The organism is Bacillus cereus group sp. MYBK15-3, from assembly GCF_051916765.1.
Taxonomy (GTDB): Bacteria; Bacillota; Bacilli; order Bacillales; family Bacillaceae_G; genus Bacillus_A; species Bacillus_A cereus.
The window spans coordinates 24730-49208 of the sequence record NZ_JBQAHG010000003.1 but is presented as its reverse complement, the minus strand read 5'-3'; the positions used below and the strand labels follow the sequence as shown (position 1 = coordinate 49208).

Genomic DNA, 24479 nt, shown 5'->3' with positions numbered 1-24479 from the left:
TTAAGAAGCAAGAAATTAAATTTACACCATACACTATAAAAATCGCAATTCCATTAACGGTTCCACATACATTCATTCTCCTTTAACACAAAAACACATCACTACATTTCAGTAGTGATGTGTTTTTGATAAAGCATAAATATCTACTTTTCCGTCTATATACTAACCTGCTTACTAACCGTTTCCCTCGCTAAAAGAAAACTCATAATCACTTGCGCTGCTACTCTACTCGTCATATCTCTGAAATCAAGAGTTGGATCAATCTCTACTATATCCATCCCTTGAACGAGCAGTTCTTTACCAAGGAATTCAATCGCATCTAGTAAAGTCGTACTATCCATCCCACCAGGCCCAATTGCTGGACAACCTGGTGCAAACGCTTGGTCTAGCACATCCATATCAAGAGAAATATAAATAGAAGTCACACCTTGATTTCTTAATATTTCAATACTTTCCGTGATAATATCTTTTATTTCTCGCTCTCGTACGTCTTTCATTGTATACACTGTTACACCATGCTCTATTGCATATTCATGGTACGCACGTGCATTAGAAAAATTACGAATTCCAATTTGAACAAGTTGTTTCCCTGCAATGACATCATTTTCTAGTAAACTACGGAATGGTGTACCATTTGATGGGCCTCCATCATCTAAATTACGTAAATCATGATGAGCATCAAATTGAATAATTCCGACCTTTCCTTTACTGTTTGCAAAACCTGTTATACTCGGAAAACTAATCGAGTGGTCACCGCCAAGAACGATTGGTATCATGTTCGGGTTTACTTTCGTTACATGCCCAACTGTTTTCGCAATTCGTTTATGACTTTCTTTTATATCCGTCACATGCATCGTAATATCGCCGCAATCATATAAGACACTTTCTTTCATATCGTGTTCTTCTGTAATTGCATATGTGCTATATGCATCTAACATCGCACGAATTGTCTTTGGAGCAAAACTTGCTCCTGAATGACTAATAGATGGTTTAGAAAGGGGTGCTCCAATTAAGGCAGCACCGAATATTTCTACGCCTTCCTCCCAATCTTTAATCATCTCACTCCACTTTGTCACTTCACGATCAATAAACTTTGCATTTTTCTTTAAATAGTGGCCGTGCTCCACGATTGTTCACCTCTTGTATATGCAATATTACCATTCTTCCATACTGTATTCACATGACTTACGCCGTAATGATACGGTACGTAAGCATAATTGTAAGCATCCCATAAAACTAAATCTGCCTTACGACCAACTCTAATTTTCCCAGCTACATCACCACGGTTAATGGCATATGATGAGTTAACCGTTACGGCATTCCAAACTTCTTCTGGTGTCATTTTCAATTTTAGCATCGCAATGCTCATAATAAGCTGAATATTTTCAGTTGGACAGCTACCTGGGTTAAAGTCTGTAGCTAACGCAACTGCAACACCTTCATCAATCATTTTACGACCGCGAGCAAAACTTTCTTTATTTAAATAGAAAGTTGTTCCTGGTAATAAAGTGGCTACTGTATTAGAGTTTGCAAGCATTTCAATTCCTTTATCAGAAGCGCCAACTAAATGGTCTGCTGATGCTGCACCGATTTCTGCCGCTGCTTCCGCACCACCAAGAGGGTCGATTTCATCTGCATGAATTTTCACATCAAAGCCAAGCTCTTTCGCTTTTAATAAAAACTCTTTTGACTCTTCGACAGAGAACACACCTGTTTCACAGAAAATATCAACGAATTCCGCTAATTGCTTCTCTTTCATTTCTGGTAGTAGGTCTAACATCCATTGTAAAAATTCTTTCGATCTACCTTTATATTCTTTCGGAACTGCATGAGCACCTAAAAATGTGGAAACTAAATCGATCGGATGCTCTTTTTGTAATTGTGCAGTTGCCTCTAATTGTTTCCATTCCGTCTCATCATCTAATCCGTAACCACTCTTCGCTTCTACAGTTGTAACTCCGAAAGATAACATACGGTCTAAATGGAATTTCGCTTTTTGAACAAGTTCTTCTTTCGATGCTTGTTTCGTTGCATTTACAGTCGAAAGAATGCCTCCGCCTTGTTCTAAAATTTCTAAGTACGGAACTCCTTGTAATTTTAGTGCGATTTCATTTTCACGAGATCCACCAAATACAAGATGAGTATGCGGGTCAACAAGACCAGGAGTAACCATTTTCCCGCCGCAATCAATAACTTCTTTCGCTTGTAATCCTTTCGCTTCTTCCGCTGTTCCAACGAAAGTAATTACATCGTTTTCAATTCCAACCGCACCGTTTTCGATAACAGGAAGCGTGTTCATCGCTTCCCGTCTTAACAAGCCATCTTCTTGATCCATTGTTAGTAATTGACCAATATTTATTAGTAAAGTGTCCAGCATGTTTTCTCCTCCTTATTTCATCATTGGAATGTTAACGCCTTTTTCTTTCGCAGTTTCCACAGCTAAGTCATATCCAGCATCCACGTGACGAACAACACCCATACCAGGGTCAGAAGTTAATACGCGCTCAATACGTTTTGCTGCTGCTTCTGTTCCATCTGCAACGATAACCATTCCAGCGTGAAGTGAATAACCCATACCAACGCCGCCACCGTGGTGAACAGATACCCAGCTTGCACCGTTTACACTGTTAATTAATGCATTTAAAATTGGCCAGTCTGCTACTGCATCACTACCATCTTTCATCGCTTCTGTTTCACGGTTTGGAGATGCTACTGATCCGCAATCTAAATGGTCACGACCGATTACGATTGGTGCTGATAATTCACCATTTGCCACCATTTCATTAATGATGCGACCAAATTTCGCGCGCTCACCGTAACCTAACCAACAAATACGTGATGGAAGACCTTGGAATTCAACTTGTTGACGAGCCATACGAATCCAGTTACATAAATGCTCATTATCAGCGAACTCGCGTAAAATTACTTCGTCTGTTTTATAAATATCTTCTGGATCACCAGAAAGTGCTACCCAGCGGAACGGTCCTTTTCCTTCACAGAATAATGGACGGATAAATGCTGGAACGAATCCTGGGAAATCGAAAGCATTTTTCAAACCTTCATCGAAAGCAACTTGGCGAATGTTATTTCCATAATCAAATGTAATTGCGCCTTTTTCTTGCATTGCAAGCATTGCTTCTACATGTTTTGTCATACTTTCTTTTGATAATTGTACGTAACGTTCTGGATCTTCTTCACGAAGTTTCGCTGCTTCTTCTAACGTATAACCTACTGGAATATAACCGTTTAATGGATCATGAGCTGAAGTTTGATCCGTAACTAAGTCAGGGATAATATTACGATTTACTAACTCAGGTAAAATTTCTGCTGCATTACCTAATAATCCAATTGAAATTGGTTCTTTCTTCTCTTTATACTCGTTCGCAACAGTTAATGCTTCTTCTAATGATTCTGTGTACATGTCACAATATCTCTTTTCAATACGACGATCGATACTACGCTTATCTACATCAATCGCAATGACAACACCGCCATTCATCGTTACAGCAAGAGGTTGTGCACCACCCATACCACCTAAGCCAGCAGTAAGTGTTAATGTACCTTTTAATGAACCATCGAAATGTTGACGAGCCGCTTCACCAAATGTTTCATATGTTCCTTGTAGAATCCCTTGCGTTCCAATGTAAATCCAGCTACCAGCTGTCATTTGTCCGTACATCATAAGACCTTTTTTCTCTAGTTCTCGGAAGTGATCCCAGTTTGCCCATTTCGGTACTAAGTTTGAGTTCGCTAACAGAACGCGAGGTGCATCTTCATGTGATTTAAAAATGGCAACTGGTTTTCCTGATTGAACAAGTAACGTTTCATCACTTTCTAACGTTTTTAATGAATCTACAATCGCCTGATAGCTTTCCCAGTTACGAGCTGCACGGCCAATTCCGCCATATACAACTAATTCTTCTGGTTTTTCAGCAACTTCAGGATCTAAATTGTTCATTAACATACGAAGTGCAGCTTCTTGCACCCATCCTTTCGTTTGTAACTCTGTACCTCTTGGCGCGCGAATTGTTTGTTGTACTTTTTCCATTTCAATCTCTCCCTTTTCTCATTTTATAGTGCTGCGTTTACATCTAATCTTTCTTTTATCGAATAATTCGTTTTTAACCAATGCGCAATATTTTCAATATCTGTTGAGAATATACGGTCATTTTTAATAGATGGCACCTGCTGACGACCTTGGTGGTAGAAGCTCTTCGTCACTGTACTCATGTTTTCAATTCCGCGATATTCTGCTGCTTGCATTGCACAAATCATCTCAATAGAAAGAACACGTCTTGCATTTTGAATAATTTGATGTGCATGGCGTGAAGCAATTGTTCCCATACTTACATGATCTTCTTGGTTAGCAGAAGACGGAATTGAATCTACACTCGCCGGATGTGCTAACGTTTTATTTTCAGAAACAAGCGACGCTGCAGCATATTGCATAATCATTGCACCTGACTGTAGTCCTGGTTCTGGACTTAAAAATGGTGGTAAATCATTTAATTGCGGGTTTACTAAACGCTCAATACGGCGCTCCGAAATATTTGCAAGTTCCGCCATTCCTACTTTTAAGAAGTCCATCGCAAACGCAATCGGTTGACCATGGAAATTCCCGCCCGAAATTACTTTTTCCCCACCATCAAAGATAAGCGGATTATCTGTTGCTGCATTCATTTCAATTTCTAATTTTTCTTTTACATAATTTAAAACTTGCCAAGAAGCACCGTGTACTTGCGGGATACAACGAAGTGAATAGGCATCCTGTACACGTAGTTCTCCTTGTTTTGTTGTTAATTTACTATCGTGAAGAATGTCACGAATTCTGCTTGCTACTTCCACTTGCTCTTTATAACCACGTGCTTTATGAACATTTTCATCAAATGCATCAATAATGCCTTGTAACCCTTCAATTGTCATCGAAGCAATTAGTTCAGCTTGATACGCCGTTGCTTCTGCTTCTATATAAGAAAGAACTCCTTGTGCTGTCATCGCCTGCGTACCATTAATTAACGCAAGACCTTCTTTTGCTTCAAGTTCAATTGGCTCAAGCCCTTCTTCTGTAAGAGCAACCATTGCATGAACGCGTTTCCCTTTATAGAACACTTCACCTTCGCCTAATAATACGAGCGCGAGATGAGATAAAGGCGCTAAATCTCCACTTGCACCAAGTGAACCTTGTTGCGGAACAACTGGATGAATTTTACGATTTACAAACTCAAGAAGCATATTTACAACAAGCGGCCTTACGCCTGATACTCCTTTAAGCATCGTGTTTGCTCGTAAAATTAACATTCCACGCGATACTTCTTCCGGGAATGGATCACCAATCCCACATGCATGTGACTGAATTAAATTATGTTGAAGTGCCTTTACATCATCTTTTTGGATAAGCACATCACTAAACTTTCCAAATCCAGTTGTAATTCCGTAAACGACTTTTCCGTCCTCTACAATTTTCTCAACTACTTCGCGGCACTCCGCTACCTTTTGCATACTAGTTGGACAAGCTGTTACACCTTCTCCTTCCAGTAATAACCTCTTCATTTCTTCAACTGTCAATGTATGTCCTGTTAACGTAATCATCATTTTTCCTCCTTAAAAAGGCAAAAGGGGACCTTATCTTTTTAAGACAGACTTCTGTCCTAAAAAAGTAAGGCCCCCTTCTAACTAATAGACTATGGGCAAATCATATGTGATTAATTCCTAAACCAATCGCCTCATGCTCAGATCCTTTTACAGGTGCACCAATCGTTCCATATAATGCAACAGCAACCCATTCGCCTTCTTTTTTTCCGTCGTATGGTGTACCGCGCACAATCGCAAAACGAAGTCCTACTGTACGAAGAACGTCTGCTAACTGAATTTGACCTCTCGTCACTCCGTACAAAGCTTCCATAATTGCATGATAAAGTGCATGTGTTTCTCTGTAAACATCTGTTTCAATAACTTGGTTGCTTTTAGCCGCTGTTTCCATTGCTGCGACAACCTTTTGCGAATTCATCGAACCCACTTTCCCCGTACAATACTTCCAACCTTTTGGAATGGATAATACAGGACTTTCATTCTCATCCGCAAGTGCCAACAGCATGGCCATACGACCAATTCGATGTGTTCCTTGAAGAAGCATGTGACTCTCTCATTTCTTTTGAATTATTTGAATATTACTTAATTTAAGAATATATGAAAACGTTTAAATCGTCAATAGTTTAAAATCATATTCAAACATTTTTTTCATCCCCATAATTTTGTGTACACAAATGATTTACACAATTTTTCCAAGCATGCTATAGTCTCACTAACAGATGCAAAGGGGCGAAATTTCAGTGACAAAACGAAAAGATATTCATTTTCGAATTGAAGAGAAATTACTTAAAAGGTTTGAATCAGCACTCCATTACGAAGGTTTAAAGAAAACAGATGTATTAACACATGCAATCCAACAATTTTGCACAAAGGTGGAATGTGACAAAATGAATGATGTAAAACGTCAGTATAACGTTAGCAACCATTTACAAACACGCATCGACACACATACACATTACGAAGAAAAACACGTAGATTTAGATAAACTCGTCATTAAACATTTACAACTTCAAGGGGAAGAAAACATATTAGAGGTTGGGTGCGCTAGTGGAAAATTCCTTTCCCTTTTACAAACAAATGGTCATAAAGGCCCATTAACCGGGTTTGATCAATCCGAAGCTATGCTTGCTGAAGCTGCTAAAACAAATAACTTAATAGAATGGAAACGAGGGGATGCTAGTAAACTTCCTTTCGAAACAAATTGTTATGACCTAATAATTGCAAGACATATGTTATACCATGTGAAAGATGTTGAAAAAACAATTCAAGGATTCCATAAAGTAATTCGTCCTGGTGGAACACTTTTAGCTACAACAAATTCTAGGGTTACACTACCTCGTATAGTTGAAATGTGTAACCGTATGTTAGACGCATTTGATTTACCGAAAACAACATCATCAGTCACTCCATTTTGTTTAGAAAACGGTAAAGAGATATTACAATCTGTTTTTCCAACTGTTGAAGAAACAGTTATTCATAATGCTCTCGTTTTTCATCATGATACTCCGATTGTAAACTATATTTCTAGCATGTTTCCGTCGCTAAATATACCTGATAATACATACCTTCACGCGGAAATGAAGGTATGGCTAAAAGAAGAAGTAGAAAATGAATTGTCACTTCATAACGGTATATGGCGTGACCCAAAAACGTTAGCCATTTATCGATGTCAAAAAGAAAAAAGCTAGCATTTGCTAGCTTTTACACGTTTTCTCGTAAAAGTTTCTCCATTACTACATTACCTTTACCACAATAAAAATCTGTATTATGTTCGTCTGCCACTCCAAAATAAGAGGCAATTGCTATTCCAAATGGTACAAATGCATGCCCTTGTGCTGTAATGATATTTGAGTGTTGCACAACTTCTTCATACACGAAATTTTCCACTGGAAAACAATCAAATTTTTGATAATCTATAGTCGCAGTATAAGAAATCCCTTTAAATAACCCTGCTTTTGCTAGTGCATACGGTCCAGCACAAATTGCCGCCACTAATTTTTCTTGTTCATGAAATTGACGAATGATTGAAAAAAGAGGTTTTGCATCTTCCAACTGTCCTTCTTCTCCACCTGGAATAAGTATCCCCTCATACTCATCTACACATACTTCACTTACTTCTATATGCGGCTGCACTTGCAATCCAGTTTCACTTATAACCAATTCTTTAGTTAAGCCCGCTGTAATGATTTCATATTTATTTTTCAGCAATGCCGTCGCTACTGTTATTTCAAACTCTGCAAATGTTGAGTATACAAATAAAAGTATTTTTTTCATAGCCCTCTCTCCTTTAACCAGTCCATAAAATATACCTCTAAATCGTCCACTGTTAATCTATTCGTGTCCACATAAGTTACAGGAAATTGTTTATACCAGTCTTTTTCAGTTTCTACTAATTTAAATTGCTCCGCAAACGTACTTCTGTTTCTTGTTCTATCATTATTTTTTCTATCATATACATTCTTTTTCGTAACATCTAAGTAAAAAATCACATCCGAACGGCATGCTCTTAATTTATATAATTCATCTTTCAATTCAGTTTCTATATCCCACTCTTCTCCTATAATCGTTGGATAAAAGAGTGTAAAAAACTCAATGTCTTCTGGTCCGCGATCAAAAATTACGACTGAATCTTTCACATTTTGAAACTCCTTTATTTTTGCTTCCATAAACATTTTTTGATTCATAATAAACCCTACTTTTGAATTCATATCTAAATTCAATTTTTTTCGCTTCTCTACAATTGGATATGGATTTTCATATATAACTCGAAACCCTCTCTTTTCTAACCTTTTTGCTAATGTTGTTTTTCCGCTAGCCATCGGCCCTTGCAGTGAAATTACGTATGCCACACCTCTCATTCCCTTACACTTTAGTACACCTATAATATACAGAATCTTGAAAACTCTCAACATTATATATATCATCTTGTTTCTTATTCATATCTAACTTATAATGAAAAATAGAGATTATGACGGACGCATCAATAATGTAAGCTTGGAAATCCAAGCTTACATTATTTTTTGCTTTCCCTTTTCTAATAAAAAGAGTATACTAGATTAGAACGTATGTTCTTAGTAATTACATACAGTAAGGAGATAGAACAATGGTATACGACACAAAAGCAATTTCTTGGAATGAATCTTTAAAACAACTTCAACGCCGCTATACAAACAAACAAGTTGACCGAAAAGAATTTGAGGATATTGAACTGATGGAATTCTTCCGCGATAACGACTACATTTCTTTACCTACACATATAAGCGGCCTATCAAAAACACGTTTTACTTCTTACTCTATTTTCACAACTGAAGATAAAGATCGTAAAGTTGGCACACTTATTATTGAGTATGTTGAAGACGATAATAATAATTTATGTGTTGAACAACTATACTTCGTTTAAACTATAACGCTTGGTCAAAATGACCAAGCGTTCTTGCTTTCTATGAATCTCACTGTATATAATATGAATAAAAGAAAACCGCTATCATTAAGGGGGGATATGCTTGCTCGAAGGATGGTTCAGTTGGTTCATTGTATTATGGACGGTTATTTTGTTAGGGCTTATGTCTATCGGTGGATACTTTATGTTCAGAAAATTTCTAAAACGTTTACCAAAAGAAGACGGCATGTCCATTTTGGATTGGGAAGAACACTACATAAATAAAACGAGACATTTATGGGCTGATGAACAAAAACAATTGTTAGAAGAGCTTGTAAGTCCTGTTCCAGAACTATTTCGTGATGTTGCAAAATCAAAGATTGCTGGAAAAATCGGGGAACTTGCATTACAAGAAAATGCCTCTCAAATTACACAAGACTTAATTATTAAGGGATATATCATTGCCACACCAAAGCGTGATCATAAATTTTTAATAAAAAAACTACAAGAAAAAAAGATTGATTATTCTAACTATCGATCTTTACTCGCAAAGTAACTTCATATTATTTTCGATAAAAAAGACAGCGCCTTTGACGCTGTCTTTTTATTTGGTACATATACAGTTTTTAAGTTAGCTTCATATCTTTTTCATTATAAAAACCATCTTCTTTTTCCATTTCCTTCTGTAATTTCGTAAAGGAACGATACATTGCAATTCTCCATGACACAATCATCGCAAACGCAAGTAAGAAGAACATGCCACTAAGTTGTCCTAAATCAAGAGATTGACTTAAGTAGGTTTTAAATACAATCCGCACTACAAGTAATCCAATTAATATGAAAACAAAGGCTTTTGAACGCTTCAAATAAATCTCTTGTCCTCTAATTTCAAATTTAGATGTTTTAATAAGAAAAATAGAGAAAATCAAACCGACACCAATTGCTTCTAACATTTCTGCTGGAGTTAATCGAAATTCAGGGAAAACATACATCAATGCACCCGTACTCATAAAAAATGGTGGAAGTATAATTTTTTTCAATGTTGCAGGTTTCTTAGCTGCTTTTAAACGAATAAACATCGCACCGACAGCCATACAAACAGCAACGATACTTGATAAAAGAACTATGTTCATATTTTCTCATCCTTTTTTGTGGCTATATGCAAAATATACTTTCATTATATGCTTTTCCGTTAGTATTTCCAACATTTTCGCAGAATAATACTAAAAACCAGTAAAACCACCAAATAAACTTGAGAAATATACGATAATTTTCGTCATCCAGTTAAAGTATAGGAAGACACCCATAACAATCATAATATATCCTCCGACTTTCATGAAGGCCATACTATTTCTTTTAATCCAAGACATTTTCGTAATAAAGAATGACAGTACGAAAAACGGGATTGCAAATCCAAGTATGTAAGCAATCATATATATCATTGCTGATTCTGGATTTGTTGCTGCTAATCCAATTACAGACACTAGAATTGGTCCGGTACATGGCGTCCACCCTGCTGCAAAAGCTAATCCGATTAGTACTGATCCAAAATAGCCACTTGGACGATTTTTAAATGTAAATTTACGGTCTTGCATTAAAAATTTCGGCTTAAACACCCCGACAATAATTAAGCCGAACACGATGATAAATATACCACCTAACTGTCTGATTAAATCTTTATAGTCAGTAAAGATTCCTCCAATAAAACTTGTACCAAATCCAATTGCAATAAATATAATTGAAAATCCAAGTAAGAAAAACGCTGTATGTATCATACTTCTTTTGCGAAGCATTGCATTTTCTTCTTTCAATTCAGAAACCGACATACCTGTTATGTACGATAAAAATGCCGGATAAAGCGGTAAGCAACATGGGGAAATAAATGATAAGAACCCGGCGCCAAACGCTAAAAAAATACTAATATCTTGCATCATTCCACTCCTCTCCCTAAATATTGTAACAAAAACACATAAAAATACTATGAACAATTCGTGAAATCACTTTTACAACGTGGCAATAAGAAAAACCGCACTTCCTCACAGTTTCTAATAAAACGTTTTCATTTCCTTCTATTATATAGAAAAAACCCAAATGGATTATAAAACTCCTTTAATTGTTATTACCATAACAAAGGTAACATAGTTTCTCAAATAATTAGCACGTTACTAGTACGTCTATATACATATTGGTTTAAAAAATATTTTTTTCAAATGCTATCTCTATACAATGCAAAGTTTATTTTATAATACTTCTACTATTAAAAATTTCAAGATTATGCATAAATATCATACTTTTATTATTATTCTATAAAATGTCATACTTTTCTTTCATTTGACCCTTTATTTCTAATTTTGTATACTTCCCTCTAGTTATATATTTTCGATACGGAACAACTTCATATAGATGGGAGGAATTTTTCATGCTTCGTTATTCTCTTTTAGTTTTATTAGGAGCGTGTAGTTATGGAATTTTAGCTATTTTTGTTAAGCTTGCATATGCAGAAGGATTTTCACTTGGAGAGGTAATTGGCAGCCAATATTTGTTCGGTTGGATTATTTTGCTTGCTATTACACTTCTATTTTCTAGACGTCGCGTTCCTTTAAAGCAAGCATTACTTTTATTCGTTGCAGGAACATCTGCAAGTTTTACCGGAATTTTTTATTATGCTTCATTAAAAACTGTACCAGCTTCTATTGCAATTATTCTTTTATTCCAATTCGTTTGGGTCGGAATTATCATTGAAGCAGTCGCAACAAAAACATTACCTTCAAGAGAAAAAGTTATTTCTGTTATTTTCTTACTTGTAGGGACATTTTTATCAAGTGGTTTACTTGAACAATCAGTAGGTGCTTTCGATACGACTGGGGTCATTTTAGGTTTATTATCTGCTGTTACATTCGCAACATACATTTTCGTAAGCGGAAAAGTTGCTGTTGAAGTACCTTCATTACCGCGCGGTGTTCTCTTAATGACTGGTGCTTTAACTTTAGTCATGATTGTATTCCCACCAACATTTATTTTTAATGGTGCCATTTCTCAAGGTCTTTGGAAATACGGTTTAGGATTAGGAACATTTAGTATCGTTATTCCATCTATTGCCTTTACAATCGGGATTCCAAAAATCGGTTCTGGCTTAGCGACTATTCTTGGTGCAGCGGAACTACCAGTTACAACAATTATGTCAGTATTCGTTTTAAAAGAGGCTGTACTATCTTCACAATGGTTCGGTGTATCACTTATATTAATTGGGATTGCAATCCCGCAAATTGCATACGCAATGCGTGGACGTTATCGTAAACATCATACGCATAAAAAATTCGCAGCATAAAGTGAAACTTTAATTAGTTGAACCAATCGGGCTTTTATGGGATAAACGAGAGAGGATTTTCATTTGAGAATCCTCTCTTTTATTGTTGTATACTTATGATAAATATTTTGCTGAAGAAAGAAGGCATACTACATGGTATCTATTTCAAATCAACTAAAAGAAAAACTTATTTCCATCCGTCGACATTTACATGAGTATCCAGAACTATCATATGAAGAGTTCGAAACAACAAAAGCAATAAAAAATTGGTTAGAAGAAAAAAACATTACTATCATTGATTCCAATTTAGAAACAGGAATTATCGCTGAAGTGTCTGGTAATAAAAACGGACCAATTGTAGCAGTTCGTGCTGATATTGATGCCCTTCCTATTCAAGAAGAAACACATTTGTCCTATGCATCTAAAGTACGAGGGAAAATGCATGCTTGTGGACACGATTTTCATACAGCTGCTATTTTAGGTACTGCTTTCTTATTAAAAGAAAGAGAATCTTCCCTAAATGGAACGGTTCGCTTCATATTCCAACCAGCTGAAGAAAGTAGTAATGGCGCTTGCAAAGTTATTGATGCTGGACATTTACGTAATGTGCAAGCGATTTTCGGCATGCATAATAAACCTGATTTACCAGTAGGTACAATTGGCATTAAAGATGGTCCACTGATGGCCGGAGTTGATCGATTTGAAATTGAAATTCACGGAGTTGGTACACACGCGGCTGTACCAGATGCTGGCGTAGATCCTATTGTCGCATCCTCTCAAATTGTGATGGCACTGCAAACAATTGTAAGCCGAAATATAAGTTCATCTCATAATGCAGTTGTGAGTGTTACAAATATCCATGCAGGAAATACGTGGAACGTGATTCCTGAAAAAGCTACGTTAGAAGGAACGATTCGCACATTCCAAGCTGAAACACGTGAAAAGATTCCAGCACTCATGGAGCGTATTATTAAAGGTGTATCTGATGCATTAGGTGTAAAAACGAAATTCCGTTTTTATTCAGGTCCTCCTGCTGTTCACAACGATAAAGCTCTTACAGACTTATCTACTCAAGTTGCCACAAAGATGAATCTTAATATCATCTCGCCTAGTCCGTCAATGGCTGGAGAAGATTTCTCATTTTACCAACAGGAAATACCAGGTTCATTCGTCTTTATGGGAACGAGCGGTACACATGAATGGCATCATCCTGCTTTTACAATTAATGAAGAGGCACTGCCTATAAGTGCAGAATACTTTGCTTTACTAGCCGAAAGAGCACTTAAACAATTCTCATAAAAAAAGCCGTTCAAAGTGCATCTCAGCACCCTGAACGGCTTTTCTTATTAAGTTAAATCACGTTTTAAAAACACAGTATATGAAATACATAAAAATACGAACAAATAAAGTAACAACATACATGATGCAAACGGGAATGTTACTCCATCAATAAAACTTCCATTCTTTGAAATACTATATAAATCTGTGTTTGCTGGCAATAAATATTTCGCCCAGTTATATCTAGTGGCTGCTAATAGCGCAATATTGCCTGATAAAGCAAGGAATAGTGAAATACCAATTGCACCTCCACTAGATCTCGTTAACACAGAAATCATAAATGCAAACGATGCGTACACAACCGTTGGTAACCACGATAAAACATAATATTTACTTGCTTCTACAAAAATGTTTTGTTTTATTATATTTCCATCTTGGAAAATAAACTCACTCCATGCAGGCTGTTGGAATTTATAAATAACAAGTCCACATAAAGCGGAGAAGATCATATTAAATATAAATAATAAAGCTGCAAATATAACAATTGCTAAAAATTTTGCTGTTAAAATTTTAAAGCGACTCGCTGGTCGTATCGTTAAAAATTTATATGTTCCCCAGCTATATTCATTCGCAAAAATTGTACTTGCATACACGAGGATAAATGGGAGCAAAATTGGAAATACGATAAAACCTGTATCTCTCATGAAAGAAAGTGGAGAACTGCTTGCCGGTGCTGTATCCGTATCTAAATGCTTCATCTTAAGCTGGTATTCTTTTACAAGCTCATCCCCTGATTTTTCTGCTAAAATAGCTTCTTTTTTCATGCCAAGCTTTTTCTCAATTTCTACAGTTCGTTCTGTATAATCTACTTTCCATCCTTTTGTTTCCGGTTCAAAATACTTTACCGTAACCCATCCTAATCCGATTATTAATACTGCAATAACTGCAAATGGAATAATCGTTCGCTTCCGCTTAAATATTTTATACAGTTCGTTATATACTAAATTAAACAATATCTTTTCCCCCTGTTAATTCTAAAAATTGCTCTTCTAACGTTTTTCTTTCTTCATATACACGATACACTTGAATATTTTTCTCAAGCAATGTACGAATAACATTTGGGATTTCTTCATCTTTTACATTAATAAGTAATTCATTATCTTTTACTAAAACATCATGCCCTAATATTTCTGCTGCTTTATTCGCATCATCTACACGTATACGGATCGTCTCCATCTCTTCGCTTTGGCTATGCTGAATATTTTGCGTAGCCACATATTCCCCGTGCTGAATAATGATAACTCTGTCACACATTAATTCAACTTCTGAAAGTAAGTGACTTGATACAAGTACAGCTTTTCCTTGTTCATGTGCAATTTTTTTTATGTACATTCTCATTTCATGTATTCCACTAGGGTCTAATCCATTTGTCGGTTCATCTAGTATCAACACGTCTGGATCGTGAATAAGTGCCTGAGCGATTCCTAAACGTTGTCTCATGCCGAATGAATACGCTTTTACTTTGCGATCAATTACTTGTCCCATCCCTAACAATTTCACTACTTCATCGATGCGTTCTTCGGTCACATTACCATTCATTCGTCCGAAATATGTTAAATTTTCATAGCCGCTCAAAAAAGGATAAAATTCAGGTGTCTCAATTACCGCTCCAATTTTCGCAGCTGTTTTTTCGAATTGCTGTTTCACAGATTGACCATCAATCCATACTTCACCTTCTGTCATACGGATCATACCAACCATCATTCTCATTAAAGTCGTTTTTCCAGCACCGTTTGGTCCGAGTAAACCGACAACCTCGCCTTTTTTCACTTCAAAACTAATATTTTGTACAAGTGTCTTTGATCCGATTTGCTTCGTTAACCGATCGACTTTTACAATTGATTGTTCATTTGTCATTCTATACAACCTTTCCTTCCCATTCTTTGTCAGGTCTTTTCACTGTAACATGATTATTTTTATGTGTAAAATAGAAAAAAGCATGATTTCTCATGCCCTTTCTTTAAACCGCAACGAATTTCCATCTTTTAAATTTCGAACAAATCGATAACATTGCATCATCGATATTAAAACGACAGTCATCATAATTACACTAATAATTACAACTGCATATATTGTAATTGGCGCACTATTTATTCCTTGTATCCCTGCGACTTTCATAAAGATAACCGTGAATAATTTCAAAAATAGCATCCCATTAATTAATCCAAAAACAAATGCTGCTCCATAAATGAATAATTGCTCCTGACATAATACACATAGTACCTCTTTTCTTTTCATATTTTCTTCTACATAAGATATAAACTCCTCCCTCCTCACATGCAAAAGGGAGTACATCATTTTATATGTAGTAAAAATACATATGAAAATTAGTACAATAAAAAGTGTGTAAAAGTACATTTGAAATACAAATGCATTCCCTACTTTCAAAATAGCTCCTTCATTAAATTGTAACGATATCATAAAAAACAAAATCATAGTACTCATAGCAATCCACATAAATTGCTTCATCCTTTTGGTAGCAAATGTTATAATATTTTTTCTCGCTAACCGACATAAAGACATAAAATTCTTCCCCTACCTTATTACATACGCATTCTATACTACTAGTGTATAAAAATATGACATTTTAAACATCGCACTACAATCGGAATTTCTTCTAAGTCTTTAGTCCTAGAAAACGAAATGATAAAAAATCACATTTAGAATATAATTGTAAAAAGGAGGAGATTGCATGCGTATAAAATTACTATCAATCTTGTGTTTATTATTACTCACAAGTTGTAGCCAAATAAAAAACAATGAAGTTGCCGTTGTTGAGCCATACAAATTAACAAAAGAGCAAGCTTCTATTTTACAAATGACTCCTTTTCAAGAAGGAAATAGCATGTTTTATAACGTTACTCTTAAAAATGATAAAGATGAAATAAATGCTACAATTGATTATTATAACAATGGTAAAAAAACAAAAGAAATTGCTAATATAGCTACCTCACATTTTTCAAAAAAGAAAGTAAAGCTTTCTTTTTTACCACCACATTTCCAATTCGATAAAGATATACAAGAAAAAAGGCAGTGGTATCTGAATATTGAAGGTGGTTCAACACTTGTTCCTGAAGAAGCGCCACCAAGCGTAAATAGCTCTGCAACTACTACAATCCAATCTATAAAAAATTTAAAATACAATCAAAAAACAACTTTAGCTGCTGTAATCCAAACCAGTAAAGAAACTGTAAGCGTTCCTACCATTGATGAAGAAACAGGTATTGATCTACTCTTAAAAGAAAATGAACACGTTTATCTATTTAGTATCGAGCTAAAAAAAGAACAATAAAGCGGAAATGCAACTTAAGTTGCATTTCCGCTTTATTGTTTAATAAGGTGTACTTTTATGAATTTGAATTAAATCCATATTCTGTTACTACTATTGCTCATCTTCTACTTCTATTCTTTTCTTCTCTCTTGCAATTTTTAAAAACTCTAGTAGCTCTGGATTACTATTCATTTTTTTGTAAGCCACTGACATTTCTGCAACAAAATTAGAATCATATAACTCTTTATATACAACTTCTGTTTTATATAACTTATTTGCCGACACGGGTATTACTGTAATTCCAATCCCTGCTGCTACAAGCCCCATAACTGTTTGATACTCTGTTGCTTCTTGTACAATACGCGGACTAAATCCAACTTCTCTGCAAAGAGATAAAATTGTATCATACAAAGCTGGCCATACTGGTCTCGTAATAAATACAAACGGCTCATCTCGTAAATCTTCTATATGTATTTCATCTTTCTCTGCAAGTGGATGTGCCTTTGGTAAACATAAGGTGCAAGATAACCTTTGAATTGGCTCTAATTCTAATAATTGCGTTGGAATTGGTGGACGTAAAAAGCCAATATCGATACGGTTATCATGAAGTGCATGAACTTGATCTGGTGTTGACAATTCATGTAATGCAACAGACACTCTCGGAAATTTTTTTCTATATTCCCTAACAATTGATGGTAAAATATCATATATCGCCGCACCTACAAAACCAATTGAAAGTGATCCTACTTCTCCCCTTTGCGCACTCTGTGCAACTTCTACTGCTTTTTCAATTTGTTCAAACGCCTTTTTTACTTCTTTTAAAAACATTTCTCCTGCTTCTGTTAGTTCAACCTTTCTTTTCGTTCTTGAAAATAATGTAACTCCCATTTCTTTTTCTAATTGCTGTATTTGTTGACTAAGTGGTGGTTGTGTCATTTGTAAACGAGCAGCCGCCCGTCCAAAGTGTAACTCTTCTGCCACAACAACAAAATATTGCAAATGCCGTAATTCCATTTTTGGACACCCTTTTCACTTTCGATTAATATGTCTAATATATTAATAACATATAATTTATATATTAGACAAATATTTTGAATGAACGTATAGTAGAAATTGTTAATTCTTTTTTACAATTTTTATGTAAAAAAAGAAAGAGGTGGTTACTGTATGAAATGGTGGAAGTTAAGCGGACAAATTTTATTACTATTTTGTTTCGCTTGGACAGGTGAATGGATTGCAAAACAGGCACACCTCCCAGTTCCAGGAAGTATAATCGGTATTTTTTTATTATTAATTTCATTAAAATTTAACCTAGTTAAAAAAGAATGGATACAGGACGGAGCAGATTTTTTATTAAAAGAACTTATTTTATTTTTCATCCCTTCTGCAGTCGCTGTCATACGTTACAGAGATACACTAACACAATATGGAATCGATCTCATTTTAATTATTATGATTAGCACTCTTTGCGTTACCTTAGTTACAGGACTTTTAACAGAATTGCTACTAAAGCGGAAAGGATCAACGCAATGATCGGATTTCTTTGTTTACTATTAACACTATTCACATATTGGCTATCAAAAAAAATGTATCAACGCTGGAATTGGAGTCTACTTTCTCCTCTTCTCGTCTGTCCCATTATTTTAATTGCTTTATTGCTCGGATTAGATACACCTTATGAAACATATGAATCTGGTGGTCACTGGTTAACTGAATTATTAAAACCCGCAACAGTTGCTTTTGCATGGCCAATCTATAAATACTTTGATTTATTAAAGAAACATGGAATGGCTATCTTACTTAATGTCATTGTCGGTTCGTTTTTATCAGTCATTACTTCAGCACTACTAGCAAATTATTTTCAAATTGATTCATCACTAGAACATAGTTTAGCGCCACATATCGTAACAACACCAATCGCAATGGCTATTTCAGAAATGATTGGTGGTATGTCACAATTAACTGCTGTATTTGTCGTTTTAACTGCCTTAACAGGAGCATTGCTCGGCCCTTCTCTCATACGTATTTGCCGTATTAAAACAGCAATCGCAAAAGGTATTATGTTAGGAACGAGCGCAAATGGAACCGGTACATCAAAAGCATTCGAAATCGGTCCTGTGGAAGGAACAATTGCAAGTTTATCCATGCTTTTAACAGCAGGCGCTAGTTTAGTTATCGTTCCGCTTTTCTTGTCTTGGATACATTAAAGAAGCAAGTATTTACATACTTGCTTCTTTATCTATATATTGGCACAGCAATTCATAATCCTCTGGAAAAGCTAAACACAATTGTTCAACTTCATGTATCCCTTTCCAAGCAATTTCATGTATTAACTCATCAGGGTCTTGGATTTTCATATTACCGCCTATTTGTTTAACAAAATAATAATGGACATACACTGGAACACCGTATGTAATACCCTCTTTTTCATATATTTTATTTACAACTTCCACATTGTAACCTGTTTCTTCCCAAACTTCCCTGATACAACATTCTTCTAGTGTCTCTCCCTTTTCAAGTCCTCCACTTGGGACAGACCACCTTTTTTCTTCTCCCTCTTTGCCCTGCAGTACCATTAAAACTTCATTTCTTTCATTTACACATACCGCTGCACTACCTATCCATCTCTCCATAAACATCCCTCCCCTACTAAAATTCGCCTTCTTTATTATTTTCCCCTTGAAAAAAAAGAGGAAATAATAAAACAATGACGAAAAGTTACATCAACTTCATAGACAATCCCTTCTTAGAAATTAAAACTGGAAGGATGAAAATATGATTTCTAATTATGTCGTGGAATGTGTCTTTTGTGAAGAAAATCGAAAACCTCGCCAAGCTATTGTCACAGTTCCCGCCACTACTCAGCTACTAGCCCTTGAAAAAGTGCGCGCGGAATGCAAACGTCGCTTTGGAAAAACTGTATTATTGCAAACAGAAATTAAAGAAGAAATAATTTTCGAACAAAAAGAAAGCTGACCATAAATTGGTCAGCTTTCATATCCGATCATATTTTCACATGAAGATTAGGGGCATCCTCTTTAAGGATCGGGATTTTCCCATTATGTACGTTCCATAATGGTCATCGAACAATATATTTCTATGCAATTAACTATTGAATAGAATAGGGCAAAACTTGTTCGCATTTTTAGAAAAGGGATAGGGATATAATTCAAGTAGTACTTCGAATACTCGAACTTTACACTCATAATATTAAAACAAATCCTTTTATATGGGAAATATGAATTACCTATATAATTCATTCGTAAAATATATTAATAGTTTGCTATATTAATTTTATCCCGCTATTTGTAGGCAGTAACCCCCTGCTGATTATAATTTCACTTTATTCCATCAATAGCATACAACCAGCTAAAACCGGTGTCATAATCATCGAAAACCTCAAAAGCGTTCGCGGTGCATAATTTGTAAACTTCGCGCCAATGTATGCCCCTAACATGGTCCCAATCAATACTTGTAATAACAATATATAATCTAAATATCCTTCCGAACTATATCCTATCCCGCCTCCAATTGCAATCGGTAATATAACAAGCATTGTTGTCCCTACAGATTGCTGAATCGTAAGTCCCAATAGAACCATTAATCCAAGTTGAATAAACGGTGCAGAACCAATCCCAAATGAACCAGCCATCATTCCAGTAACTAATCCAAGGCATACACATTTCAACAAGTAGTTCACGGAAAACTCTTTATGTTTATATAAAGACGACTTTTCTTTGTTTTGGAACATAATTAATTTAATAAACATAAAAATTGCCGATAAAAATAACATCCCAGCTGTAAACCAATGAAGAAGATGTGCTGGTATAAGTGAACCAAATTTAGAACCAATATAAGAGCCAATTGCGCCAAATCCCCCAACAATCCCGCCTATAATAAGTGCAACATTGCCTTCACGGTAATGACTTACAACACCTGATAATGTCGTAAATGCCATTGCAGTTAAAGATGTTGCAAGAGCAACATGAATAGGGATTTGGAATACTAAAGTGAGTATCGCGATAATAAACCCAGCTCCTCCAGCTCCAACAAATCCTAATAAAATACCCATTACTAACATTGTTATAATTATTGCCACAGACTTTCCCTCCAATAACACAATTATCCATCATATTTATCCTTACATACAAATAAAAAGCATCCTAGATGGATGCTTTTTATTTCAATGATATGTACTTAATCTTGATTAATCAAAATAACTGCTGGACCAGCGACCACCACTCCAGCTACTTCTATCTTTTCAAATTCCTTTACTGTAATAGAGATAACTCCTTCTCTTTCCATCAATTCTTTACTCAGGACATCAGTCGGGATTGCTTTCACCGTCTTACCTCCTTTTCATTTATACAATATGATAAAGTGAAACTTTAATGAGTGGGGTTTTTGTCCGTACTTATTAATTATTACCCCTCACCAATCGGACTAATAATCACCCAATGCATCTATATATATGCATCACCTCCGCTTTCATTCCTTATTCCACTCAAAAACCTTCTCCCCCTTCCGTGACATATTGAAAAATAAAAAAGAAGCTATAACATATAGCTTCCCTCTACGTTTCTTTAATCTTTATGCACCGTATATTCCATGACTTTTCCATCTCTATCAAATTGGAAAACAAGCTGTTCGCTATCTATTGGAATAAAGCCACGTTCAGTCCCAAGATAATACAAAGTGGTAACTCCTTCTTCCCCACTTCTCGTTTCCGTTGGAGCTCCTAACAATTGTATAATTTCTTCATTTGATTTCTCTATTAATTTATATTTTTGTAATAGATCATCTACCATATATACCCGCTTATCTGCATGATTTAACCATCTATTTTGATTAAACTTTGATGTATATTCATTTACACTTAGTTGTACAGTGCACACTATTAATGGTATGAGTGCTACTATTAACCCCCCCAACATTTGCTTCTTTTCTTCATTACGATTTTTAGAAACATATAAAATAGCCCTTTGAATCATGACTAATAAAACAAATGGTATGAATACTACAAAAATGCTCCTTACACTTAAGGGTATATGGACCATATCAATGACGAATATAAATAGAATGTACATTACTATATACAAACAAAAATAGACATACAAAATGCCACGTAGCATAGCGTTCAGAAAGATCTCCCCTTTTAACTCACTATATAATTCATCCGGCTAATCATTTCTCGAATCTGTTCTAATTCTTGCACTGTATATACTACTTTCCCTGCTAAGATTTCATTTCTGAAGAACGTTACAATTTGCTCCCGATTTTTTAATCTAGGTGTTTCCTCACTAGAAAGATCTATTATTTCTTTTCCATTTTCATTATAAAAATATACAACTGGTTTTACCTTTTCTTTTATACTATTAGCCTGTATTTCATTCAAACAATTGTATAAAATTTTAGATAGTTTCTTCGCCTTATATACTGGATTTCCTTCATTTTTCACTTGCATAGTTGACGAATCTTTACCTACTATATATTCAAATGTCTCTTCTTTTTCAACTTCTTGTTGATACTTACCCATTTCATCAATCATAAATGAATATATACCAGCATTTTCTTTCGTTAAACCATGAATTAATTTCTCGTTCCATTCTTTCGTCTCCAGTAGATAAATACCAGTTTTGCACAAGATGAGATGATGGATTCTATTATCGTTTATTTCACTATTATTTTTAATAAAAACATTCGGCATGACTTGAAATTCAGCATCTAATATGATGCCTTGCTCTATGAATCCTCGCTTCATATAATGTAATGTTTCGTACGTATTCATTTCAGCACCGTTTTTAGTATATTCTCGTAAATTTGCAATTAATTTTTGAAACATATGTATTTCGTTATTATGTTTATTTTGCATTTCACTACGTTCTTTACTATGCTGCATAGCTAATTGATTTTTCATCATACGCATATTTTCAATTTCTCTATTTGCACTTACTTGTAAATCATTGTATTTTTTCTGTTCCATATTTTTTAAATTATTTTGTTGTTCTTTATGCTCTATCACCGTAGCTGCAATTTCGTTTTCATACGTTTCAATTGCTTGTTTCTTTTCAAATTCTACTTGCTGACTCTCTGATTCTAACTGTTTATTTTTATAAAACAGCACAAATACTACAGCTAATAATATTAAAACCGCACCTATTAGCACATAATTCATATTTTTACCCCTTTATTTCATTTTCTATTATTTTTTTAAAATATATCTACTATAGTATACTATGGTTTCGATATAGACTTTGTAAAAGTTGTATATTTTTAATAAAGTGAAACTTTAATCAGTGGGGGTTTTGTTCCTTCCCCACTGATTATTAGTTGAACCAATCGGGCGTTTACTGGCAATTGATCCCCCCTAACTTCTTTGCTTCCGCTGAATTTTGAGGTGGGGGTCTTACCGCCAGTTAATGCGGGATAAAAGGCACCTCTGACGGGGCACCTTTTATTTTCACTCTATTGTACACCATACTGAATATAACTTGGATCGTAGTATATCCATTGATTTGTCCCTAAGCAAAGCCATCCATCTTGCTTACTCCATACTCGATACGATTCACCATGATGTAACTGTCTTATAACATTTCCTTTTAATGATGGAGCGTCACGTAAATTTACATTATCACCAGTAATAGTCGCCACATAATGTTTATACTGAATATAACTCGGATCATTATATACCCACTGATTTGTCCCTAAACAAAGCCATCCATCTTGTTCTCCCCAAACTTCATATGTTTCGCCACGATTCAATTGGCGAATTACACTAGACTGCAAAGATGGTCCACTTCTCAAATTCACATTATCTCCATTAATTATAGCAACCCCGTACACTGGAGTTGCATTATTAGGCGGAGAAACATTCCCTCCACCACTTGCTCCATTCCCTTGTAAAGCTTCTAGTGAAACTGCAGCTGATACATCACAATTTCCTACACCTGAAATTTGTCCAGAATCTGTGTACTGCCATGCTGTCCACGCTGTCCATCCACCAGCATCAGCAGGCGGTGTACTAGAGTATTTAGCAATCCAAAGTGGAATATCACTTAATCCGCTAATTCCGAACTCATTAATATACCAAACTCCTGTATATAACATTACATCTTTTCCAGTAGCCTGTTTCACATAATTTATGAAGCTTCTTGCCCAATTCGATATAGCGCTACCAGTTAAATTACTATTACTCGGATCTTTTGGTGATTCTAAATCCAGAACTGGCATTAAGTCTGTCTGGTTACTTTGTAATATACTCACAAAATATTTCGCCTCTGAAATTGCATCATTTTGTTCTGGATGTGCAAAATGGTATGCACCAATTAATACATTCGCACTTCGGGCTGCTTGTACATTTTTAGTAAAAGTAGGATCAATATAATTTACACCTTCTGTCGCTTTTGCATACGCTGCTGGAATTCCAGATGCCTTCACTGCATTCCAATCAATATTCCCTTCCCAATGAGACACATCAATAAACGTAACATTTGAACTCGATCTGTTTTGCATATAAAATCCCCTATCAATTTTTTTACTTCGTATACATACAATATGTACAAATTTCATAAGAGGACACGACATTTATGCTATAG

29 protein-coding genes are annotated in these 24479 nt (G+C 35.3%); 9 read left to right on the top strand and 20 right to left on the bottom strand.

The window, feature by feature from the left end:
- Positions 1 to 155: 155 nt before the first annotated feature.
- From hutG to hutP, 5 genes are all read right to left on the bottom strand, one after another.
- Positions 156 to 1127, bottom strand: coding sequence for a formimidoylglutamase (hutG, locus tag ACTFR8_RS14405; protein WP_000399825.1), 972 nt, complete (start codon positions 1125 to 1127; stop codon positions 156 to 158).
- Positions 1106 to 2377 (bottom strand): imidazolonepropionase, encoded by a 1272-nt coding sequence (gene hutI / locus ACTFR8_RS14400; protein WP_098284264.1) that lies wholly within the window; start codon positions 2375 to 2377, stop codon positions 1106 to 1108. Before hutI ends, hutG begins: the two co-directional genes overlap by 22 nt.
- A gap of 12 nt (positions 2378 to 2389) precedes the next feature.
- Entirely contained in the window at positions 2390 to 4048 is a 1659-nt protein-coding gene (gene hutU, locus ACTFR8_RS14395) for a urocanate hydratase (RefSeq protein WP_100619799.1), read from the bottom strand.
- Positions 4049 to 4071: 23 nt separating this feature from the next.
- Positions 4072 to 5589, bottom strand: a complete 1518-nt coding sequence (gene hutH, locus ACTFR8_RS14390) for a histidine ammonia-lyase (protein WP_000631875.1) — start codon at positions 5587 to 5589, stop codon at positions 4072 to 4074.
- Positions 5590 to 5692: 103 nt separating this feature from the next.
- Positions 5693 to 6133: a hut operon transcriptional regulator HutP gene (hutP, locus tag ACTFR8_RS14385; RefSeq protein ID WP_000926516.1), complete on the bottom strand. Its 441-nt coding sequence runs from the start codon at positions 6131 to 6133 to the stop codon at positions 5693 to 5695.
- A gap of 196 nt (positions 6134 to 6329) precedes the next feature.
- On the opposite strand from hutP, the gene ACTFR8_RS14380 reads away from it, so the two are divergent.
- Complete coding sequence (locus ACTFR8_RS14380) at positions 6330 to 7277, top strand: class I SAM-dependent methyltransferase (RefSeq protein WP_144608305.1); 948 nt, start codon at positions 6330 to 6332, stop codon at positions 7275 to 7277.
- A 13-nt stretch (positions 7278 to 7290) separates the two neighbouring features.
- On the opposite strand, the gene ACTFR8_RS14375 is transcribed toward ACTFR8_RS14380, so the two are convergent.
- Together ACTFR8_RS14375 and ACTFR8_RS14370 are read right to left on the bottom strand one after the other, a co-directional pair.
- Positions 7291 to 7863, bottom strand: a complete 573-nt coding sequence (locus ACTFR8_RS14375; RefSeq protein ID WP_100619801.1) for a DJ-1/PfpI family protein — start codon at positions 7861 to 7863, stop codon at positions 7291 to 7293.
- Positions 7860 to 8447 (bottom strand): AAA family ATPase, encoded by a 588-nt coding sequence (locus tag ACTFR8_RS14370; protein ID WP_100619802.1) that lies wholly within the window; start codon positions 8445 to 8447, stop codon positions 7860 to 7862. The genes ACTFR8_RS14375 and ACTFR8_RS14370 overlap by 4 nt, the downstream gene beginning before the upstream one ends.
- Before the next feature lie 245 nt (positions 8448 to 8692).
- Here ACTFR8_RS14370 and ACTFR8_RS14365 point away from each other — a divergent pair, with 245 nt between their 5' ends.
- Together ACTFR8_RS14365 and ACTFR8_RS14360 are read left to right on the top strand one after the other, a co-directional pair.
- Positions 8693 to 8989, top strand: coding sequence for a hypothetical protein (locus ACTFR8_RS14365; protein WP_000262400.1), 297 nt, complete (start codon positions 8693 to 8695; stop codon positions 8987 to 8989).
- A 103-nt stretch (positions 8990 to 9092) separates the two neighbouring features.
- Positions 9093 to 9524 carry a DUF2621 domain-containing protein gene (locus ACTFR8_RS14360; RefSeq protein WP_000889373.1) on the top strand — a complete coding sequence of 144 codons (432 nt, stop codon included), beginning with the start codon at positions 9093 to 9095 and terminating at the stop codon, positions 9522 to 9524.
- Positions 9525 to 9594: 70 nt separating this feature from the next.
- Here the strand turns inward: ACTFR8_RS14360 and ACTFR8_RS14355 are convergent, their stop codons facing one another.
- The 3 genes from ACTFR8_RS14355 to ACTFR8_RS14345 form a co-directional block, all read right to left on the bottom strand.
- Positions 9595 to 10101 carry a CcdC family protein gene (locus tag ACTFR8_RS14355; protein WP_001028440.1) on the bottom strand — a complete coding sequence of 169 codons (507 nt, stop codon included), beginning with the start codon at positions 10099 to 10101 and terminating at the stop codon, positions 9595 to 9597.
- A gap of 90 nt (positions 10102 to 10191) precedes the next feature.
- Complete coding sequence (ccdA, locus tag ACTFR8_RS14350; protein ID WP_001152676.1) at positions 10192 to 10899, bottom strand: cytochrome c-type biogenesis protein CcdA; 708 nt, start codon at positions 10897 to 10899, stop codon at positions 10192 to 10194.
- A 16-nt stretch (positions 10900 to 10915) separates the two neighbouring features.
- Entirely contained in the window at positions 10916 to 11065 is a 150-nt protein-coding gene (locus tag ACTFR8_RS14345) for a peptidase T (protein WP_071686460.1), read from the bottom strand.
- 322 nt (positions 11066 to 11387) lie between these two features.
- On the opposite strand from ACTFR8_RS14345, the gene ACTFR8_RS14340 reads away from it, so the two are divergent.
- Both ACTFR8_RS14340 and ACTFR8_RS14335 read left to right on the top strand, forming a co-directional pair.
- Positions 11388 to 12296, top strand: a complete 909-nt coding sequence (locus ACTFR8_RS14340) for an EamA family transporter (RefSeq protein WP_100619803.1) — start codon at positions 11388 to 11390, stop codon at positions 12294 to 12296.
- 132 nt (positions 12297 to 12428) lie between these two features.
- Positions 12429 to 13574 carry a M20 peptidase aminoacylase family protein gene (locus ACTFR8_RS14335; RefSeq protein WP_000253676.1) on the top strand — a complete coding sequence of 382 codons (1146 nt, stop codon included), beginning with the start codon at positions 12429 to 12431 and terminating at the stop codon, positions 13572 to 13574.
- Positions 13575 to 13621: 47 nt separating this feature from the next.
- Here ACTFR8_RS14335 and ACTFR8_RS14330 read toward each other — a convergent pair whose 3' ends face one another.
- From ACTFR8_RS14330 to ACTFR8_RS14320, 3 genes are all read right to left on the bottom strand, one after another.
- Complete coding sequence (locus ACTFR8_RS14330) at positions 13622 to 14566, bottom strand: ABC transporter permease (protein ID WP_000482759.1); 945 nt, start codon at positions 14564 to 14566, stop codon at positions 13622 to 13624.
- A complete protein-coding gene (locus ACTFR8_RS14325) occupies positions 14559 to 15470 on the bottom strand; it encodes an ABC transporter ATP-binding protein (protein WP_252209663.1) in 912 nt (303 codons plus the stop codon). The genes ACTFR8_RS14330 and ACTFR8_RS14325 overlap by 8 nt, the downstream gene beginning before the upstream one ends.
- A 90-nt stretch (positions 15471 to 15560) precedes the next feature.
- Positions 15561 to 16136: a hypothetical protein gene (locus tag ACTFR8_RS14320; RefSeq protein ID WP_000050601.1), complete on the bottom strand. Its 576-nt coding sequence runs from the start codon at positions 16134 to 16136 to the stop codon at positions 15561 to 15563.
- A gap of 169 nt (positions 16137 to 16305) precedes the next feature.
- Between ACTFR8_RS14320 and ACTFR8_RS14315 the strand changes: the two genes are divergently transcribed.
- Positions 16306 to 16905, top strand: a complete 600-nt coding sequence (locus tag ACTFR8_RS14315; protein WP_001220607.1) for a hypothetical protein — start codon at positions 16306 to 16308, stop codon at positions 16903 to 16905.
- 90 nt (positions 16906 to 16995) lie between these two features.
- On the opposite strand, the gene alsR is transcribed toward ACTFR8_RS14315, so the two are convergent.
- Positions 16996 to 17898, bottom strand: a complete 903-nt coding sequence (alsR, locus tag ACTFR8_RS14310) for an acetoin biosynthesis transcriptional regulator AlsR (RefSeq protein WP_000423235.1) — start codon at positions 17896 to 17898, stop codon at positions 16996 to 16998.
- A gap of 153 nt (positions 17899 to 18051) precedes the next feature.
- Here alsR and ACTFR8_RS14305 point away from each other — a divergent pair, with 153 nt between their 5' ends.
- Both ACTFR8_RS14305 and ACTFR8_RS14300 read left to right on the top strand, forming a co-directional pair.
- The gene (locus ACTFR8_RS14305) at positions 18052 to 18417 is read left to right on the top strand and encodes a CidA/LrgA family holin-like protein (protein WP_000872365.1); all 366 of its coding nucleotides are present in this window, start codon (positions 18052 to 18054) and stop codon (positions 18415 to 18417) included.
- Complete coding sequence (locus tag ACTFR8_RS14300) at positions 18414 to 19091, top strand: LrgB family protein (protein ID WP_000578965.1); 678 nt, start codon at positions 18414 to 18416, stop codon at positions 19089 to 19091. The genes ACTFR8_RS14305 and ACTFR8_RS14300 overlap by 4 nt, the downstream gene beginning before the upstream one ends.
- 12 nt (positions 19092 to 19103) lie before the next feature.
- On the opposite strand, the gene ACTFR8_RS14295 is transcribed toward ACTFR8_RS14300, so the two are convergent.
- Positions 19104 to 19517, bottom strand: a complete 414-nt coding sequence (locus tag ACTFR8_RS14295) for an NUDIX hydrolase (RefSeq protein WP_000442982.1) — start codon at positions 19515 to 19517, stop codon at positions 19104 to 19106.
- Between the two features lie 142 nt (positions 19518 to 19659).
- Here ACTFR8_RS14295 and ACTFR8_RS14290 point away from each other — a divergent pair, with 142 nt between their 5' ends.
- Positions 19660 to 19860, top strand: coding sequence for a DUF3903 domain-containing protein (locus ACTFR8_RS14290; protein ID WP_000625226.1), 201 nt, complete (start codon positions 19660 to 19662; stop codon positions 19858 to 19860).
- Between the two features lie 367 nt (positions 19861 to 20227).
- Here the strand turns inward: ACTFR8_RS14290 and ACTFR8_RS14285 are convergent, their stop codons facing one another.
- The 5 genes from ACTFR8_RS14285 to ACTFR8_RS14265 all read right to left on the bottom strand — a co-directional run bounded on the left by ACTFR8_RS14285 (position 20228) and on the right by ACTFR8_RS14265 (position 24396).
- Complete coding sequence (locus ACTFR8_RS14285; protein WP_000974667.1) at positions 20228 to 20983, bottom strand: sulfite exporter TauE/SafE family protein; 756 nt, start codon at positions 20981 to 20983, stop codon at positions 20228 to 20230.
- 98 nt (positions 20984 to 21081) lie between these two features.
- The gene (locus ACTFR8_RS14280) at positions 21082 to 21228 is read right to left on the bottom strand and encodes a BC1881 family protein (protein ID WP_000644411.1); all 147 of its coding nucleotides are present in this window, start codon (positions 21226 to 21228) and stop codon (positions 21082 to 21084) included.
- Between the two features lie 239 nt (positions 21229 to 21467).
- Positions 21468 to 22016, bottom strand: coding sequence for a hypothetical protein (locus ACTFR8_RS14275; protein ID WP_000943749.1), 549 nt, complete (start codon positions 22014 to 22016; stop codon positions 21468 to 21470).
- Between the two features lie 23 nt (positions 22017 to 22039).
- Positions 22040 to 23059 (bottom strand): NERD domain-containing protein, encoded by a 1020-nt coding sequence (locus ACTFR8_RS14270; protein ID WP_144608304.1) that lies wholly within the window; start codon positions 23057 to 23059, stop codon positions 22040 to 22042.
- A gap of 290 nt (positions 23060 to 23349) precedes the next feature.
- Positions 23350 to 24396 carry a GH25 family lysozyme gene (locus ACTFR8_RS14265; RefSeq protein ID WP_001181400.1) on the bottom strand — a complete coding sequence of 349 codons (1047 nt, stop codon included), beginning with the start codon at positions 24394 to 24396 and terminating at the stop codon, positions 23350 to 23352.
- Positions 24397 to 24479: the final 83 nt, after the last annotated feature.